The sequence below is a fragment of the Nocardioides silvaticus genome (assembly GCF_003160695.1).
Classification (GTDB): Bacteria; Actinomycetota; Actinomycetes; order Propionibacteriales; family Nocardioidaceae; genus Nocardioides; species Nocardioides silvaticus.
Window position 1 is genome coordinate 372,211 of sequence record NZ_QGDD01000004.1, and the last position, 15,623, is coordinate 387,833.

18 protein-coding genes are annotated in these 15,623 nt (G+C 70.4%); 6 read left to right on the forward strand and 12 right to left on the reverse strand.

The genetic code is table 11. From position 1 onward, the window contains the following. Positions 1-1,161, forward strand: a complete 1,161-nt coding sequence (locus DJ010_RS11690; protein ID WP_109693827.1) for a histidine kinase dimerization/phospho-acceptor domain-containing protein — start codon at positions 1-3, stop codon at positions 1,159-1,161. Between the two features lie 41 nt (positions 1,162-1,202). Then, on the forward strand, positions 1,203-2,390 hold the full coding sequence (locus tag DJ010_RS11695) for a sensor histidine kinase (protein ID WP_146207326.1): 1,188 nt from the start codon (positions 1,203-1,205) through the stop codon (positions 2,388-2,390). Positions 2,391-2,397: 7 nt separating this feature from the next. Here the strand turns inward: DJ010_RS11695 and DJ010_RS11700 are convergent, their stop codons facing one another. From DJ010_RS11700 to DJ010_RS11725, 6 genes are all read right to left on the reverse strand, one after another. Next, a complete protein-coding gene (locus DJ010_RS11700) occupies positions 2,398-3,054 on the reverse strand; it encodes a thymidine kinase (RefSeq protein WP_109693829.1) in 657 nt (218 codons plus the stop codon). Positions 3,055-3,073: 19 nt separating this feature from the next. Then, positions 3,074-4,222: a hypothetical protein gene (locus DJ010_RS11705; protein ID WP_109693830.1), complete on the reverse strand. Its 1,149-nt coding sequence runs from the start codon at positions 4,220-4,222 to the stop codon at positions 3,074-3,076. Beyond that, positions 4,219-4,749: a SigE family RNA polymerase sigma factor gene (locus tag DJ010_RS11710; RefSeq protein ID WP_245927453.1), complete on the reverse strand. Its 531-nt coding sequence runs from the start codon at positions 4,747-4,749 to the stop codon at positions 4,219-4,221. The genes DJ010_RS11705 and DJ010_RS11710 overlap by 4 nt, the downstream gene beginning before the upstream one ends. A 92-nt stretch (positions 4,750-4,841) precedes the next feature. Continuing rightward, on the reverse strand, positions 4,842-5,978 hold the full coding sequence (locus DJ010_RS11715) for an alkaline phosphatase family protein (RefSeq protein ID WP_245927455.1): 1,137 nt from the start codon (positions 5,976-5,978) through the stop codon (positions 4,842-4,844). Then, the gene (locus DJ010_RS11720) at positions 5,975-6,565 is read right to left on the reverse strand and encodes a DUF5998 family protein (RefSeq protein ID WP_109693832.1); all 591 of its coding nucleotides are present in this window, start codon (positions 6,563-6,565) and stop codon (positions 5,975-5,977) included. Before DJ010_RS11720 ends, DJ010_RS11715 begins: the two co-directional genes overlap by 4 nt. An 18-nt stretch (positions 6,566-6,583) precedes the next feature. Beyond that, positions 6,584-9,292, reverse strand: coding sequence for a bifunctional acetate--CoA ligase family protein/GNAT family N-acetyltransferase (locus DJ010_RS11725; protein ID WP_109693833.1), 2,709 nt, complete (start codon positions 9,290-9,292; stop codon positions 6,584-6,586). A 246-nt stretch (positions 9,293-9,538) separates the two neighbouring features. Here DJ010_RS11725 and DJ010_RS11730 point away from each other — a divergent pair, with 246 nt between their 5' ends. After that, positions 9,539-9,835, forward strand: a complete 297-nt coding sequence (locus tag DJ010_RS11730) for a hypothetical protein (RefSeq protein ID WP_109693834.1) — start codon at positions 9,539-9,541, stop codon at positions 9,833-9,835. Positions 9,836-9,841: 6 nt separating this feature from the next. Here DJ010_RS11730 and DJ010_RS11735 read toward each other — a convergent pair whose 3' ends face one another. From DJ010_RS11735 to DJ010_RS11755, 6 genes are all read right to left on the reverse strand, one after another. Then, entirely contained in the window at positions 9,842-10,180 is a 339-nt protein-coding gene (locus DJ010_RS11735) for a cupin domain-containing protein (RefSeq protein ID WP_109693835.1), read from the reverse strand. A gap of 46 nt (positions 10,181-10,226) precedes the next feature. Further along, the gene (locus DJ010_RS11740; protein ID WP_245927457.1) at positions 10,227-10,994 is read right to left on the reverse strand and encodes a GNAT family N-acetyltransferase; all 768 of its coding nucleotides are present in this window, start codon (positions 10,992-10,994) and stop codon (positions 10,227-10,229) included. 56 nt (positions 10,995-11,050) lie between these two features. Further along, positions 11,051-11,200: a hypothetical protein gene (locus DJ010_RS22090; RefSeq protein ID WP_158283005.1), complete on the reverse strand. Its 150-nt coding sequence runs from the start codon at positions 11,198-11,200 to the stop codon at positions 11,051-11,053. A gap of 135 nt (positions 11,201-11,335) precedes the next feature. Continuing rightward, a complete protein-coding gene (locus DJ010_RS11745) occupies positions 11,336-11,806 on the reverse strand; it encodes an HNH endonuclease (RefSeq protein WP_109693836.1) in 471 nt (156 codons plus the stop codon). 15 nt (positions 11,807-11,821) lie between these two features. Next, positions 11,822-12,289 (reverse strand): hypothetical protein, encoded by a 468-nt coding sequence (locus DJ010_RS11750; protein ID WP_146207327.1) that lies wholly within the window; start codon positions 12,287-12,289, stop codon positions 11,822-11,824. 476 nt (positions 12,290-12,765) lie between these two features. Beyond that, positions 12,766-13,872, reverse strand: a complete 1,107-nt coding sequence (locus tag DJ010_RS11755) for a phage major capsid protein (RefSeq protein ID WP_109693838.1) — start codon at positions 13,870-13,872, stop codon at positions 12,766-12,768. Between the two features lie 358 nt (positions 13,873-14,230). On the opposite strand from DJ010_RS11755, the gene DJ010_RS11760 reads away from it, so the two are divergent. The 3 genes from DJ010_RS11760 to DJ010_RS11765 all read left to right on the forward strand — a co-directional run bounded on the left by DJ010_RS11760 (position 14,231) and on the right by DJ010_RS11765 (position 15,485). Further along, entirely contained in the window at positions 14,231-14,533 is a 303-nt protein-coding gene (locus tag DJ010_RS11760; protein ID WP_109693839.1) for a hypothetical protein, read from the forward strand. Between the two features lie 119 nt (positions 14,534-14,652). Continuing rightward, positions 14,653-14,943, forward strand: coding sequence for a hypothetical protein (locus DJ010_RS21815; protein ID WP_146207328.1), 291 nt, complete (start codon positions 14,653-14,655; stop codon positions 14,941-14,943). Between the two features lie 116 nt (positions 14,944-15,059). Next, entirely contained in the window at positions 15,060-15,485 is a 426-nt protein-coding gene (locus DJ010_RS11765) for a hypothetical protein (protein WP_109693840.1), read from the forward strand. Positions 15,486-15,623 lie beyond the last annotated feature (138 nt).

The following is a 15,623-nucleotide window of genomic DNA, read 5'->3' on the forward strand; positions in this document are numbered from 1 at the left end:
GTGCGCGAGCGCCTGGTCGCCGTCTTCGTCGGACTCACGATCGTGGTGGTCGCGCTGTACGGCGTTCCGCGTGCCTACTACCTCGCCGACCTGGTGCGGGACCAGGAGAAGGACCAGGTCGAGCGAACCGCCGACCTCGTGGCGGCAGCCGTCGACGAGCGCCGGGCGGCCGGCCGACCGGTCGACCCCGACTACCTCGACCGGCTCGCGAGCGAGCACGAGGCCATCCGCGTCAGCGTCGACGGCGAGGTGGTCGGGACCTCACGGTGGTCGGACCCCGAGGGCGCCGACATCGCGGCGGACGTCGACCTGACGGACGGCGGGACCGTGACGGTGGCTCGGGACGGCGAAGCCGTCGGCGACGAGATCTCCCGCGCTCTGCTGCCGCTCGTGCTGCTCGGCCTGGGGCTGGTGGTGACCTCGGGGCTGGCGGGCTACCTGATGGCACGGCGGTTCGCGCGCCCCTTCCAGGACCTCGCCACCGCGGCGCGCGGGCTCGGCGCCGGCCGGTTCCATCCCGACCTCCCCCACTACCGGGTTCCCGAGGCCCGGGAGATCGCCACCGCTCTCGTCGGCAGCGGCGAGAAGCTGAGTGCCCTGCTCGAGCACGAGCGCAAGCTCGCGGTCCATGCGTCGCACGAGCTGCGCACCCCGGTCGCCGCACTCCGCCTCGAGCTGGAGGACCTCGCCCAGTGGCCGCAGACCCCTCCGGACGTGGCCGCTGAGCTGGAGCGCGGCGTCCGCGAGCTGGACCGCCTCTCCACGGCGATCACCGACCTCCTCGCCAGCTCACGGGAGGCCTCGGCGACGGGTGAGATCGATCTCGACCTCGATGCCCTCGTCGGGGACACGGTCGCCCGCGTGGCGCAGCTCGGCCGGAACGTGACGCACGTGCCGACCGGTCCGATGCCGACGCGGCTCGACCCGACGCCGGTCACCCAGGCGCTCGAGCTGCTGGTCGGGGCGGGCAGCGTGGTCACGACCTCCGACCGCGGCTCCTACTTCGAGGTCGCGATCACCACCGCCGACCAGGATCCGACCTCCGCCGCCCGCCGCCGGGCGTCCGCGGCCGCGCTGGTGGCTGCCGCCGGCGGCTCCTTGAGCCAGACCGCGGACGGCGTGGCCCTGAGCCTCCCGAAACGCGCGGTCGCCGCGCCCTGACCGTCCTTGGCTTTACCTTTCTCCTCGGTAAAGATCGGTGCGTGGTCCCGACGACGAGCACCGCAGTGGACGAGGCGATCGACCGGTACGGTGGCCTGGAGCAACCGGGCGGCCGCGACCTCGAGGCGCTGGCCGCGCTGGCAGCGCTCGTCTGTGGCGTGCCCAACGCGGCGATCAACCTGATCACCCGCGACCACCAGCACCAGATCGCGACGGCCGGGATCGACCCGTCGGTGTGCGGTCGCGAGGACTCGATGTGCGCGGTCGTGCTCGACGAGCCCGAGCCCGTGATCTCGCCCGACGCCCGTCTCGACCCTCGGTTCGCCACCAACCCGTTCGTGTCCGGTGTCATCGACACGGTGCGGTTCTACGCGTCGGCGCCGCTCGTCACCCCGGACGGGACGACCATCGGGCGGCTCTGCGTCTTCGACGTCGAACCCCACGAGCTGGCCACCGAGCGAGCGAAGGTCTTGTCGATCGTCGCGGCGCGGGTCGTCGACGTCCTCGAGCTGCGACTCCGCACCCGCCAGCTCGAGCAGTCGCAGCACGAGCTGCGGCGGTCGAACGAGCTGCTGACGCTCTTCGCCGGTCAGGTGAGCCACGACCTCCGGTCCCCCCTCACGGCCGTGCTGGCGAACGCCGAACTGCTGGCGACCGAGCCCGCCGTCGTGGCGGACGCGGGGGCGGCCGAGCTCGTCCAGGCCACCATCAAGGCGGGGCACCGGATGGCCGCCCTGATCGACACGATCCTCGCCTACGCGACGGTCGGCACCGAGCTGCGACGCGCGCCGGTCTCCTTGCAGGAGGTGCTCACCCACGTCGTCGCCGACCTCGCCCCGGTGATCGCGGCCCGCTCGGCCGAGGTCCGGTGGGAATCGCTCCCTGAGGTCCTCGCCGGTGCGGAGCAGCTGTACGCCGTGCTGCTCAACCTGGTCTCCAACGCGGTGAAGTTCACGCCGGCGGACCGCGCACCCGAGGTGCGCGTGACCGCCGAGCCGCTCGACGGGGGCTGGATCGTCGCCGTGTCGGACAACGGACCGGGATTCCCGGCAGCGGGCCGGGACTCGATCTTCGACCTCCACGCTCGCGGCGACAGGTCGGTCGAGGGCTTCGGCATCGGTCTGGCCACCGCCCGTCGCGCGGTCGAGGCGCACGGTGGCGCGATCGGCATCGACGACGCGCCCGGTGGCGGGAGCCGGGTCTGGTTCACGCTCCCGGCGCCGGGCTGAGGGACCGTCAACCGAACGGCAGCGGGTCCGGGGCGAGGGAGACGGCGCGTGCGCGCGCCGCGGTGAGGCCCCGGCGGTGGTGCTGGCGGCAGAGCACCTCGTACGAGACGACCGTGGGCTCGTCGGCGGGAGTCACGTCGACGTCGCCGACGACGATCACCTCCCCCTCCGTCACCATCGCGCCGTCCTCGGTGCGGGCGTTGTGCGTCGCCCGCTTGCCGCACCAGCAGAGTGCCTCCACCTGGAGCACCTCGGTGCGGTCGGCGAGCTCGACCAGCCGGGCCGATCCCTCGAAGAGCCGGGTACGGAAGTCGGTGAGGATCCCGAAGCAGAAGACGTCGATCTGCAGCTCGTCGACGATCTTGGCGAGCTGGTCGATCTGCTCACGGGTGTAGAACTGCGCCTCGTCGCAGACGAAGTAGTCGATCCGCGCCCCCTGGGTGAGCGCGTCCACCGTCGTCCGCCAGAAGTCGAAGTCCGGTGTCACCTCGTGCGCCTCGGCGGTGAGGCCGAGGCGGGACGAGACCGTTGCGATGCCGGCCCGGTCCTGCGAGGTGTAGAGCCGCCCCACCCGACCGCGCGCCGCATGGTTGTGGTTCGTCTGCAGCGCCAGCGTCGACTTCCCCGCGTCCATCGTGCCCGTCCAGAAGGTCAGCTCCGCCACGCGGTGAAGGATGCCAGACCTAACCGGCTTCGGACGCCGACACCTCCGACGACTCAACGGTCAGTCCCCCGCTCTCACCGCGCAGCATCCAGAGCAGGTCGCTGTCGGGGACGGCGAACAACGTGCTGAAGTCGTCGAACGTGGTCAGCTCCTCGCATTCACCAGAGGGGACCTCGCACGACATGAGGACCAGAGCCTCTGCCGTCTGCGCAACCACGAGCATCGTGTCGCGGTCCGCCCATGCGATGCCCATGCCCGGGATGGCGTCGGTGGCGCCCAGATCGACCGAAGCTCCTGTGGCCGTGTCATAGACGCTCACATCGTCTGCACCGACGCTGATCCAACGGCCACCAGGCGACAGGACGCCGAGCCCGTCGACGCCGAACCGGATCTCGACCACGCCCCGATCGTCGCTGCGGATCTCCAGTCCTAGTTCCGCACCGTCTGCGTCCTCGAGCAGGTACGCGCTCAGGTCGCCCTCCACGTCCACGAAACCGAGGCCGTCATCACCGAGGACCACGTCCTCGCCCGTGACCAAGTCGACCAGGTGCGTGGGGTGCTCGTCCGCGTCGGCGAGGTAGACCGAGCTGCCGTCGATCGCCACGATCGGGAACGAGAAGGACAGCTTCGCCGGAGCGCTCCACACCCGGTCTCCCGACCCCTGGTCGATCACCACGGCCTCGGGTCGGTCGCCCGACTGGTCCAGCCAGCCGGCGTAGGGGCCGTCGGGGTCGGACCGCAGGTGCGGGTCCTCGGTCTCGCCGATCTTGTCCGGATCACCCTCGCCGGTGAACGAGTAGACGCCCAGCCGCTCCTCGGAGATCTGGCCGGTGAAGACGATCCCCTCGCTGGTGCGGACGAAGGTGAAGACGTCGACACCGAGCTCGTAGGTCGCCTCCGGCGTGTGCAGGACGCTCCCCTCGGTCCACATCGGCACGTCGGTGCGGAAGCCCGGGTCGTCGGAGAAGTCGGCCTTGTCGTCGCCGCTCCCGGCGAGCGCGGCTACGGTTCCGCCGATCACGGCGAGCACGGCCACACCGGCGACACCGGCGGCGACCCGGCGACGACGCACGGTGCGGTCGCCGGCGGCGGTGATCGCGTCGACATCGACCGGGTCGAAGTGCTGGGCCGCGGCGCGGTCCAGCATGGTCTTGAGCTGCTCGGTCATGCCGGCACCTCCTTGCTGATCAGGTCGGTGAGGTCGAGCTGGTCGCCCATGAGGGCGCGGAGCTTCCCGAGCGCGGCGGCGCCCTGGCTCTTCACGGTGCCGACCGCGCAACCGAGCACCGCGGCGGTCTGGGCCTCGGTGAGGTCCTCGTAGTAGCGGAGCACCACCACCGCGCGCTGGCGGGGCGGCAGCTGGGCCAGGGCGTCCATCAGCGAGGTGCGGACGGCGACCGCGTCGGCATGCCCCGCCTCAGACGTCTCGGGCAGCTGGTCGGCCGGACGCTCGCCGTACCAGCTCTTCCTGCGGAACCAGGTGATCGCCGTCGTGGTGATCGCCTTGCGCGTGTAGGCCTCGGCGTTGGCGGGGTCTCGTAGCCGGGGCCAGGCGACGTAGGTCTTCGTCAGCGCCTCCTGGACCAGGTCCTGCGCGAGCCCGACGTCGCCGACCATGAGGTAGGCGGCGCGGTGCAGGGCGCCCGACCGGGCAGCGACGAAGTCCGCGAACGCGGCTCTGTCGCGAGCAGCCATCATGCCTCCGAGTCGTCCGGGCCACCCCGTGTGTCCCGCTCACCCTCCCCGACGACGTGGGCGGAGGAAATGGTTCGGTCGATCTGCAAGGCTCAGTCGACGAGGAGCGGGATCAGCATCTCGTCCTCGCTCAGCGAGCCGTGCATGCCGATCAGCTTGGTCTCGTAGGGGAAGCCGGCGGTCGAGAGCACGGCGGCGTTGCCGCGGCAGGCGACGACGATGTCCCCGATGCGCGGCACCACGGTCGGGTCGACGGTGCCGAACCACCCCCGCCCGATCGCCTCGCCGCGGGTCAGCACCTCGGCCCGCTCCCCCAGCTTCTCCCGCCAGGTCTCGAGCACGTCGGTCTCGGCCCCGCCCACGCAGTAGAGGTGCCGGAACCGAGCCTCGCCGCCGATGAGGAACACACCGGCGCTCAGGTCGTCGTCGGCGGCGACGTCGACCCGACCCTCGACGGGCACGTCGACCATGCCGTGGTCCGCGACGACGAGCAGGCGCCGGTCGGCCGGCAGCGCCTCGCGGAGCTGCTCGGCCTCGTGGTCGATCATCGCGAGCTGCTGCTCCCAGTGGCTGGAGTGCACGCCCCAGCGGTGGCCGGTCCAGTCGAGGTCGCCGTCGTAGACGTAGGTCAGCGACGGGCCCTCCGCCGAGGCGGCGAGCACGGCGGCGATCCGCTCGCCGACCCGGTCGACACCCACGTAGTCGGCACCGCGGTGGGCGGCGACGGTGAGGCCGCTGCCGAAGAACTCCCGCTTGTTCACGACCGTGACCCGCACGCCGGAGGCCTGCAACCGGGAGAACGCGGTCTGGTGCGGCTGCCACTCCAGCGGGTCGACGTCGGCATCCCAGACGAGGGCGTTGAGGAGGTCCTCGGTGCCCGGCACCCGGGTGGTGAAGCCGACCAGCCCGTGGCCGCCCGGCACCAGCCCGGTGCCGAGCGAGGTCAGGCTGGTCGAGGTCGTCGAGGGCACCCCGGCGGTGCCGATGGTCGAGGCCGCGAGGAGGGAGTGGAGGTACGGCGCCGCCTCGGCGTTTCGTCGCAGCAGGTTGGCGCCGAGACCGTCGATGAGGAACACGACGTACGACGACGCGCCGGGCAGCTCCAAGCCGCTCGGCGGCGGTCCGAGCGGGTGGCCCAACGCGGTCGCGACGGCGGGCACGACGTCGCCCAGGGACCGGTCGCCGTAGGCCGGCTCGCAGAACCCGTCGACGGGCAGGAGCGCGCTCACCCTCGTGTGCGCGCGGAGAGCGAGGCGGCGAACGACAGAAGTCCCGGGACGGCGTCGGTGCCGTCCGCCGCGGCCGAGACGCGGAGGGAGAAGTCGTCCGAGGACAGGGTGCCGGTGTAGCCGTGGTCGGCCTCGCACTGCGGGTCGTTGCACCCGGCCGGCTCGAGGTCGACCCGCTGGACCGCGCCCCAGCCGATCGTGAGCACCGCCTCGGCCGGCGGCCGTGGGCCGGCGGTCGGGTTGGTGGTCATCCGGGTGACGACGACCGACGTGACCGCGCTGAGGCTGACCGCCTCGGTCGAGGTCGACGTGTACGGCTCGGGCAGCAGGTCGTCACCGGCGTGCTCGTCGGTGTGCGCGAGGATCAGCCGGCTCGGCGTCAGCACGATCACGCTCTGGTGCCGGCGTACCTCGTCGCGCTCGAAGGTCGGCTCGTGGTGGACGTAGAACGACACCACCTGCTCACCGCCGACCGCCTCGGTCACGGCTTCGGCGACCACCTCGGGGTAGTAGCCGGTGCGGTCGAGCGCTTTCCTCAGCTCGGACGCACGGTCCCGGTCGGACGCGCGAGAACGGACGTCAGGCATGTCCGCATCCTGTCACGCTCACCCCGGCAGGGTGAGGGTGACGTCGGGAAGCCGCCGCACCAGCGAGTCGGGGCGCGGGTCGCGCAGCGGGGCGAGGCGCGCGGAGGCCGTGAGCACGGTGACGCCCTCGCTGCCGGCCAGGGCGAGTGAGACCTCGAGGGCGCTGACCTCGGGCAGGTCGTTCTGGAGGTGCGCGACCTTGGTGATGAGCTGCTCGATCGAGGGGATGTCGACCGGCTCGGCGCCGCGGTAGCCGAAGAGCAGCGGCGAGCTCTTGACCTCGCGGACCATCCCGGCGACGTCGTGCTCGCCGAGCGGCGGGATCCGGTAGGCCCAGTCGGCGAGCAGCTCCACGATCGGCCCGGAGATGCCGAACGAGACCACCGGCCCGAACAGCGGGTCCTCGAAGGAGCGGATCGCGATCGGCACGCCGGCGGGCGCGTTCTTCTGGACGACGAAGTCACCACCGTCGGCGTCGACGACCAGCCCGTTGAGGGTCTGCCACGCCTCCTTCATCTCGCTCGCACCGTCGATGTTGCGCCACACGTGCTGCTGGTCCGGCCGCTCCCGCACCGACTCCCGGGTGGCCTTCAGCACGACGTCCCAGCCCAGGTCCTTGGCGGCCGCCTGCGCCTCCTTCAGGGTGCCGACCCGGACCGCCGGCCAGAGGTCGATGTCGTACGCCGCCAGCAGGTCGGTCACCTGCTCGCGGTCGAGCACGACCTCCTCCTGCCGGTCGGCCAGGGCGCGCTGGACCAGCTGCTTGGCCCGAGCCGGACGCACCTCACCGGGATCGGCCGGCGAGCCGTCGGGAGTGCGCAGCCAGACCGCGTACTCGACGACCTTGGCCAGGGCGCGCACCGCCGACTCGACGGCGGGGTACGACGGCACCGAGCCTCGTCCGGCCGTCGACCCGGCCACGTCGGGCACCCGGAGCAGCTCGGGCACACCCTCGGCGCCGAGGAAGGAGGACACCAGCGGCTTGTCGGACTGCTCCCCCACCGCGGCGAGGACGTTGGCGACCTCCTCCCCGGACACGTTGAGCGGCGGGATGTAGAGCGCGACCACGCAGTCGACGTCGGGATCGTCGATCGCCTCGTCGAGCGCGTCCTCGAAGTCCTCGGCGGTGGCGTCGGCCCCGAGCGCGACCGAGCGGTTGACCACCAGCCCGACGGCAGCGGCCGCGTCGGTCGCGAGCAGGCCGAGCGCGTCGCTGTTGCCGACGATGGCCACCCGGCGGCCGCGCGGCAGCGGCTGGTGGGCCAGCAGCTGGGCGACGTCGAACATGTCCTCGAGGGTGTCGACCTGGATCACCCCGGCCTGGCGGAACATCGCGTCGACCGCGGCCTGGGGAGCGGAGATCTGGCGCACCGTGTGCCCCATCGGCACGCCCTGCGTCGTACGCCCGGAACGGACGGCGACGACCGGCTTGCGGAGGGAGACCCGGCGTGCGATGCGGGAGAACTTGCGCGGGTTACCGATCGACTCGAGGTACATCATCACGACCTCGGTGGCGTCGTCCTCCTCCCAGTACTGGAGGAGGTCGTTGCCCGACACGTCGGCGCGGTTGCCCGCGCTGACGAACGTGGAGATGCCGAGGCCGCGGTTCTTTACCTTCTCAAGGATCGCGGAGCCGAGCGCACCGGACTGGCAGAAGAACCCCGCGCGCCCGCGGGCCGGCATGACCGAGGACAGCGAGGCGTTGACCGAGATCTCGGGGTCGGTGTTGATGACGCCGAGGCAGTTCGGGCCGATCAGCCGCAGGCCGTAGGAGCGGGACAGCCCCACCAGGTGCCGCTGCCGGCGGCGACCCTCCTCGCCGGTCTCGGCGAAGCCCGAGGAGATGACGATGAGACCGTGGACGCCCTTGGCCGCGCAGTCGAGCACGACGTCGGTCACCGCCTCGGCCGGCACCGCGACGATCGCCACGTCGACGTCGTCGGGGATCTCGTTGACCGACTTGTACGCCGGCATCCCGCTGACCGCGCCCGCGGCGGGGTTCACGACGTAGACGCGGCCGGTGAAGTCGGCGTTCACGAGGTTGCGGACCAGCAGCTGCCCGATCGTGTCCTGGCGGCGGCTGGCGCCGACGATGGCGACCGACTTCGGGTGGAAGAAGCGGTGGATCGAGGCCGACTCCGCGACGTGCTCGCGGTCGTGCATGACGCCGATCGCGGTGTCCGTCGGGTCGATCGGGAACTCGAGCGTGATCACGCCGTCGGCGTACCCGCTGGCGACGCGGTAGCCGGCCTCCCGGAACGTCTGGATCATCTTGTTGTTGTCCGGCAGCACCTCGGCGACGAACCGCTCGACGCCGCGTTCGCGGCCGGCCTGGGCGAGGTGCTCGAGGAGCAGCTGGCCGATGCCGCGCCCCTGGTGCTGGTCCTCGACGAGGAAGGCGACCTCCGCCTCCGACGGCCGCACCACGTCGTAGCGGCCGACCGCGATCATCCGGCCACCGAGGATCATCACGAGGGCGACCCGCTCGCGGTGGTCGACGTGGGTGAACCGGCGGACGTCGCGGTCGGACAGGCGCGGCATCGGCGAGAAGAAGCGGTAGTACTTCGACTCGTCTGAGACGCGGGAGTAGAACTCGACCATCAGCTGCTCGTCGTCCGGGCTGACCGGCCGGATGTGCGCGGTGCCGCCGTCGCGGAGCAGGACGTCGGCCTCCCAGTGCGAGGGAGGCAGGCCGATCTCCTCGGTCGGAGTTCCGGAGTCGGTCACGGTACGAATCTAGTGGCTGGCAGTGGACCGTGGGCGACCGGAGTGCGGCTCACAGGATCAGGTTGAGCAGCAGGGTGAGTGCCACCGACAGCACGATCGACACGAGGATCATGACCAGGCAGCCCATGGCGCCGCCGACCGGGCGGATCTGGAAGCTCATGAGCGCCTGGTACCCGGTCAGCCGGGATCGACGCGGCCGGCGCCGACGATTCCACGGGCTCTTGGGTCACCCGCGAGAATCGGGCCGTGGTCGGGTTCCTGTTGTCGGTGACGTTCGCGTGCGGTCTCTTCATCGCCGCCGCGCACGTGGTCAACCGACGCTTCGTCGCGCCGGTGTACGACGTCGTCGCCAACCTGGCGGCCTTCGTCAGCGCGACCTCCGCCTCCCTGCTGCTCCATCACTGGGTCCCGGCCGCACTGGCCGCGTTCGCGGTCGGTTGCTGGGTGTCGCTGGGCCTGCGGACCGCCCGGGCGCTGCGTCGTGGTCAGCCGCTGGTGGGGCAGGTACCAGGCGCCGGCCTCAGCCGGGACGGGGTCCGATAGCCGCAGTCACAGTCGTGGACCGAGCTCCTCGCCCGACGCCGGCTCGGCGGCCCCCTTCAGCTCGACGAAGATGGCGTGGGAGTCGGTGTCGCCGATGTTCTCGCCGTGGTGCGTCTGCGCCGGCAGCCACCCGATCGTGCCGGCCCGGAGGTCCACCTCGCGCTGGGCGTCTCCCTGCACGATCCGGCGTCGGAACGAGGACAGCGTGTACATCACGCTGTCGGGATGTGCGTGCGGACGGGTCACCGTGCCGGGCTGGTCGGTGTACTCGAGCACGCGAACTCGGTCGTTCTCGAAGATGACCTTGTAGTGGTCCGGGTTCGTCTCCGCTGGGTCAAGGCTCATCGATCGATGATGGCAGCCGGACGCGTCCAGGACATCGTCCTTCGGGCTAGATCCCTGCCTGCTGCGACGGGCCGCCTCCGAGTCCCGTGCGGTGGACGACCCAGACGTTCGGCTCGACGTACGTCGCGACCCCGTGGTCGAGGTCGCACTGGACCGGAGCGAGCGCGCCGGGCACGAGCACGGGGCCGGTCCGGTCGAACGGCAGCCCGGTCCACTCCCGCCACTCCTCCACCGTGCCGGGCACCACCATCGACCGCGGCGCCACCTGCTCGATGCGCCCGCCGGCCCGGACGTGCACGCGCAGCCACGGGTCGACCGGCAATCCGTCCTCGCGCGTCCGGAAGGCGTACGTCGCCATCGGCTCGTCGACGTCCTTCTTGCCGTTGGGCCGGACCGGGGCGACGAGCGTGGCGAACCCGAGCCGCGCCGCGTTGTCCCGCATCGCCGCGAGCATCTGCCCGGAGAGGCCCGTGCCCTGCCGGTCGGGGCGAACGGCGATCTCCACGGCCGACATGGTGTCCGGCGTACCGCCGTTGAGGTTGGTCAGCAGGCCGTTGCGGATGACGAACCCCCACCCGTTGAGCGGCAGGTCGTCACCACCGAGCGAGAACGGCACCGAGTACGCCACCCCGACCACCTCCCCCGCCTCGTCCTGCGCGACGACCACGCAGTCGGCGAACCGGGTCTCGACCTGGCTGTAGAACAGTCCGCCGATCGGGTCGTGCCGCATGAACTCGGGCCAGGAGGTGGGCATGTCCCACATGGGCTCGACCAGGTCGGGACGATCGGCAAGGACGGAGAAGGTCAGCGACACCCGCTGCATCGTGCCCGATCCGGGCTGGCGGAGCGAGGCGGTTTCGATCGTGGCGGTCAGCGGCTGGCCGAGCGGGACTCGGTCGGTTCGTCCGCCGGGTACGAGCAGGCGCACGGGTCGTCGTTGCTGCTGCACGCGCTCAGTCCGAGACCGATCGCGCCCACCGCGACCAGGCTCGCCAGCGCGTGCACCAGACCGGCCCTCACCTGTGCAGGCTATGCCTCCGGCTCACGAGGCGCGGTGCTTCATGTGCATGAAGTCACGGGCAACCACACGCCGGCGCAGTTCTGACGCCGGATCCCCCGAGCACCTGCGTCCCTGAGCAGGCCAGCAGGGGCGGTCTAGGGTCGTCGGTGGAAGCGGATGTCGCCGTTGGGGAGCTTCTCCGCGGTGTGGGTGGGGTCGTGGGCGCGGTGGTGGTGCCAGGAGCAGAGGAGCACGCCGCGGTCGAGGTCGGTCTTCCCGCCTCGCGACCAGGGGTCGAGGTGGTGGGCTTCGCACCAGCCGGCGGGGATGGTGCAGCCCTCGGCTCGGCAGTGCTGGTCCCGGAGTCTCATCGCTTTGCGTTGGGCGGGTGAGAACAGCCGGCGGGTGCGGCCGAGGTCGAGGACCTCGCTCTGGCCGCCGAGGACGACCGGGATGATCCCGGCGGTGCACGCCAACCGCCGCACCGCGGATGCCGACATCGGCTCCCCGCCGACCACCGTGCCGGTGCCCAGCTCGTCGCGCAGGGACTCCAACGGGATGGTGACGAGCACGGTGGTGGTGTCGCCGCCGTGCACCGGGAGCTTGTTGGGGGCGAGGTGCTCCAGGAGGGAGAATCGGTGTTACTGGTACCTAGAGTTATAGCCAATGTGCCAGTCGTCGTCGAGTGAGTACACCGCATCGCGCCTTTCTGGTTCGGTGTACCACGTGACCCATCGATAGTGCTCGCGGTACTGGACTTCGTTCGGTCCACTGGTCCACATGCCTGTTAGGTGATCGTGGTACTCCGCTCGCAGTTCGGCGGCGTACTCCAAGGTGGCCTCACCCGCAGGAAGTCGAGCGAAGAGCATCTCCCGGCGCGTCCATCCGCGCTGAGCCAACTGGGACCGGACGCTGATGTCAGCCAGTCGCAGTTCGACGTGGTTAGCAGCCGCCAGCCCGTGGGCAGCTCGGCGACGCGACTCGCGGTGTTCGCCGAGGTTCAGGTCCACGGTTGTCACGCACAGCCACAGTTCGGGGCGAAGGTCGGTCCAGACGTCCTCGACCGCTCTTAGGAGCGCTCGTTGCACGACACCGAATCCACGTGACACAGGAGCACCGTAAGTGTTGGAGGAACCCCCCGTGGTTGTCGGCCGCGGTTGAGATCATGGAAAAGCAGCAGCGGCGCTCGGATCAGGAGCGCCGCTGCGAATCCCCATCACCCGGTTGCATACGAGAAACGGAGTACTAGTCATGGTAGACGAGAAGCGGCGCCGCGGCGCAAGTACGAAGAAGCGGCGGCTGCGGCCCCGATGGGCGGCGGTGGGCGCTGGCGCGGTCGGGGCTTACGCGGCCAGCCTCGGCGCGGGCAGTGGCATGGCGATCACGGCGTCGGCTGCCGTCGCGGTGGCGCTCCACCAGATGCTGGAGTAACCGGCCCCCGTGGCACCACAAGCGCCCCCGGCCCATGCAGATAGACCGGGGGCGCTCGGTGGTGGCTCAGCGCGGGGAATCCTAGGCCCCGTCACCCAGGCCGGTGAAGAGTGAAGCCCGGCCAGGGCTAGCGCTTGGCCACCAGCTACAGCACCTAGGTCAGAGTGACCTTGGTGAGCATCGACGGGCGCACCACGGCGGTGGCGAAGCGCTCCTCCACGCGCATCGTGCGGCTATTGGTGATCCAATCGTCGGCGTTAGTGCCGATCTCGGCGGTGATGCCGCCCTTCCGGTAGATCACCACCCCGGCCCCGTTGACCACCCACGCCGTGCCCGCAGCGGTCGCGGGCGTCGAGACAACGCGCACACCGTGCAGGGTGGTGACGGTGCCGGAGAGCGGGTCCACGAAGTAGTCGCCGCCCGTGCTCGCCTTGGCCTTGCGGATGGTGGCGAGCACCGTGGGGTTGACCACAACCGCCGAGGGGCTGGAGCCGTTCAGTGCCTCCTGCCCGGCGATGGCGTCGGCCAGGAGATCGATAACGGTCCCGGCTGCCCCGGTGCCGGTCAGCACGCCGCTGGTGGCGTTGAACGTCGCCAAGACCTCGGCGTTCTCCTTGGTGACGACCGCTGCCGTCAGCTCCCGCTCCAGGTAGTCGAGGAGGAAGCCCGCGTCCTCAGCGAACTCGTCGGAGAACCGGACGGTGGTGGCGATCTTGGTGAGCACCAGGTCAACCGGCTGGATCGTCACGCTGCTGTCGGGCTTGGTGCCGCCCTCGGCCACCACGCCAGCGGTGGCGTCACCGAGGCGGTAGTAGCGGATTGACGGCCCGGGAGCCTCCTGGCTGCGGAACAGGGTGGAGAGCGGGAAGGCGTTGGGGTATAGCCCGGCCTCGACGCCCTGCCCGCTGGTGGGCAGCACCGTGTTGGTCAGCGCTGCCTTGACGTTCACCTCGGCGCGGTAGGACGAGCGGCTCTTGACCGCCGTCACCAGTTCCTTGGCGTCCCGCTCGGCGAACAGGTGCCCCCCGTGGTTCGGGTGGTCCGGGTCGTCCTCGGCGCTGCCGAGCCGCATCACCGAGTCGGCCAGCGCCTTGCCCTTGATCTGGCTGTCGATCTTGTCCACCTTGGCTAGCAGGTCGGTGACCTGCTGCTGCTCGGTGGGGGTCAGTTCACGGCGCGCTGTCTTGGCACCGTCCACCACCTTGGTGGCGTCTTGGAGGAGGGTGACGCGCTCGTCGCGCATCTGCTGAAGGGTTGGCATGAGACTGCTCCGTCAGTGCACGGCGCAGTGGCGCACGTGCTCGAAGGGGAGCAACACCCACCGGGGCGGTTCCACGGACCAAGAAGGTCCGGGCGTGGCCTAGGGCGGCTCACCAGCGGGCGGGTGCCCGTGGTGCATGGCTTTCGGGTGGATTGTCGGTCGTCTTACCTACCTCGGCTCCTCGACCTTGGCCCCGGAGGGCTCCTCGGTCTTGGCTTTGGTGTCAGCCTCGGCGACAAGCACCAGCTTGCCGCCCCTCGGCCCAAACTTCAAGTGACGTTGAGGTCTTGCGGAGGGCGAGCCGCCCCATATTGCCGAGTAGCGGACGTTGCGCGTCTTGGCCCCTAGTGTCTGGGGAATGTTCGAATTCGCCATCCAGTCGCCGCTTCGTATCCGGCTCCGCGTCGGGCGATGGCACCTCCGCACCTGGCGGTATCCGGTGATGCGGCTGCCACGCGGCTACCGCGAGCCCGAAGAGATCTACACCGTGGAGTGGCTCGACGGAGAGGGCCGCAGTCTCGGGCAAGCGGGAGGCTTCTTCTCGCTGCAAGCGGCAGAGGCGTGCCTGTCGGAACTTGCCGCAGGTGCGGGGAGTGGCGAACTCTTCATCAACACGATTGTGGTCCACGACCGCCTTGAAGACTGGCGCTGGGACCGGTAAGTGACCGCACGATATTGCCGCACGGCGTGCGCGGTGCCGCACGTTACTGCCGCTTGAGATGTGCGGCTCCGTCCGAGGAGCGGATGCGCAGGACGCCCGCGGGGATAGGCTCGATGTTGATGGGTGACGATGACGCAGCGGAGGCGTACAACGCGGACCTGACGCAGCTGTTCAACGCCGTGCGTGGACGCGGCGTTGCTGAGGCAGAAGCGCTGCTTCGAGACTGGGCGGCGCGGCACGCTCCCTACATGCGTGAGGTGGACGTGCAGATTCTTGCGCGAGTGATGCCTGATGCGAAGTGGGCGCGAAGGCATCCTGCGGCAGCGCTCGCCCTTGCTTGGAACTACCGTCGCTCGCGTCCGATGCGTAGGTCGCTCGGCATGCTCTGGCGACCTCGATTCGCGGGCTGAGAACGTCCGGTCCAGTGCATCGACTGACCTCTAATGCCGCCCTGCGTGCGCCCTGCTGCCGAGTAGCGGCCGTTTCAGACTGGACGCACTGCGACGGGCGGAGCGAGGATTGCCGCATGGGAGGCGCCGGCTTCACCGTCGCAGCGAGGCTGGATGACGAACTTCGTCGTTGGCTGCGCTGCGAAGAGTCCCTTCTCGTTGAGATGGCTCTGACGCATCACGGCTACGGGGTCAGACTCGGGTTCAACCTGACCTGGGCCTCGGAGGGCGTGCTTCGTCCCGACCTCGATAGCCGCGAGCAGCGTTTGACCATCGAGATGCGAGGTGTCCAACGGCTCCACATGGAGGGCGGTCTCAGCCAGCGGATGCTCGACTACCCCGAGGCCATCAACTGGGGCCTCTCAGAGGTGTCATTGCTACGCGCTGAGCCGTGCGCGGCTGGCCTCCAACTCCAGGTGCTCTGGGAGGGCGAACGGCGCATCGTCATCGACGCTCAGTCGGCAAGCGTCATTGGGCCGGACGGCGTGCCGTCCCTACCCTGAACGTCCGCTACTGGCGCCCCTCTGTGTCAAGACGCGGCTGGAAGAACTGGCTTAGGCTCGGGTCTGGCGGGTCCGGGAAGTGGCTTGTCCGAAGAGCCGGTATGGGGTTGTGAGCCGGTCGCGCTGGATTCAGAGTCG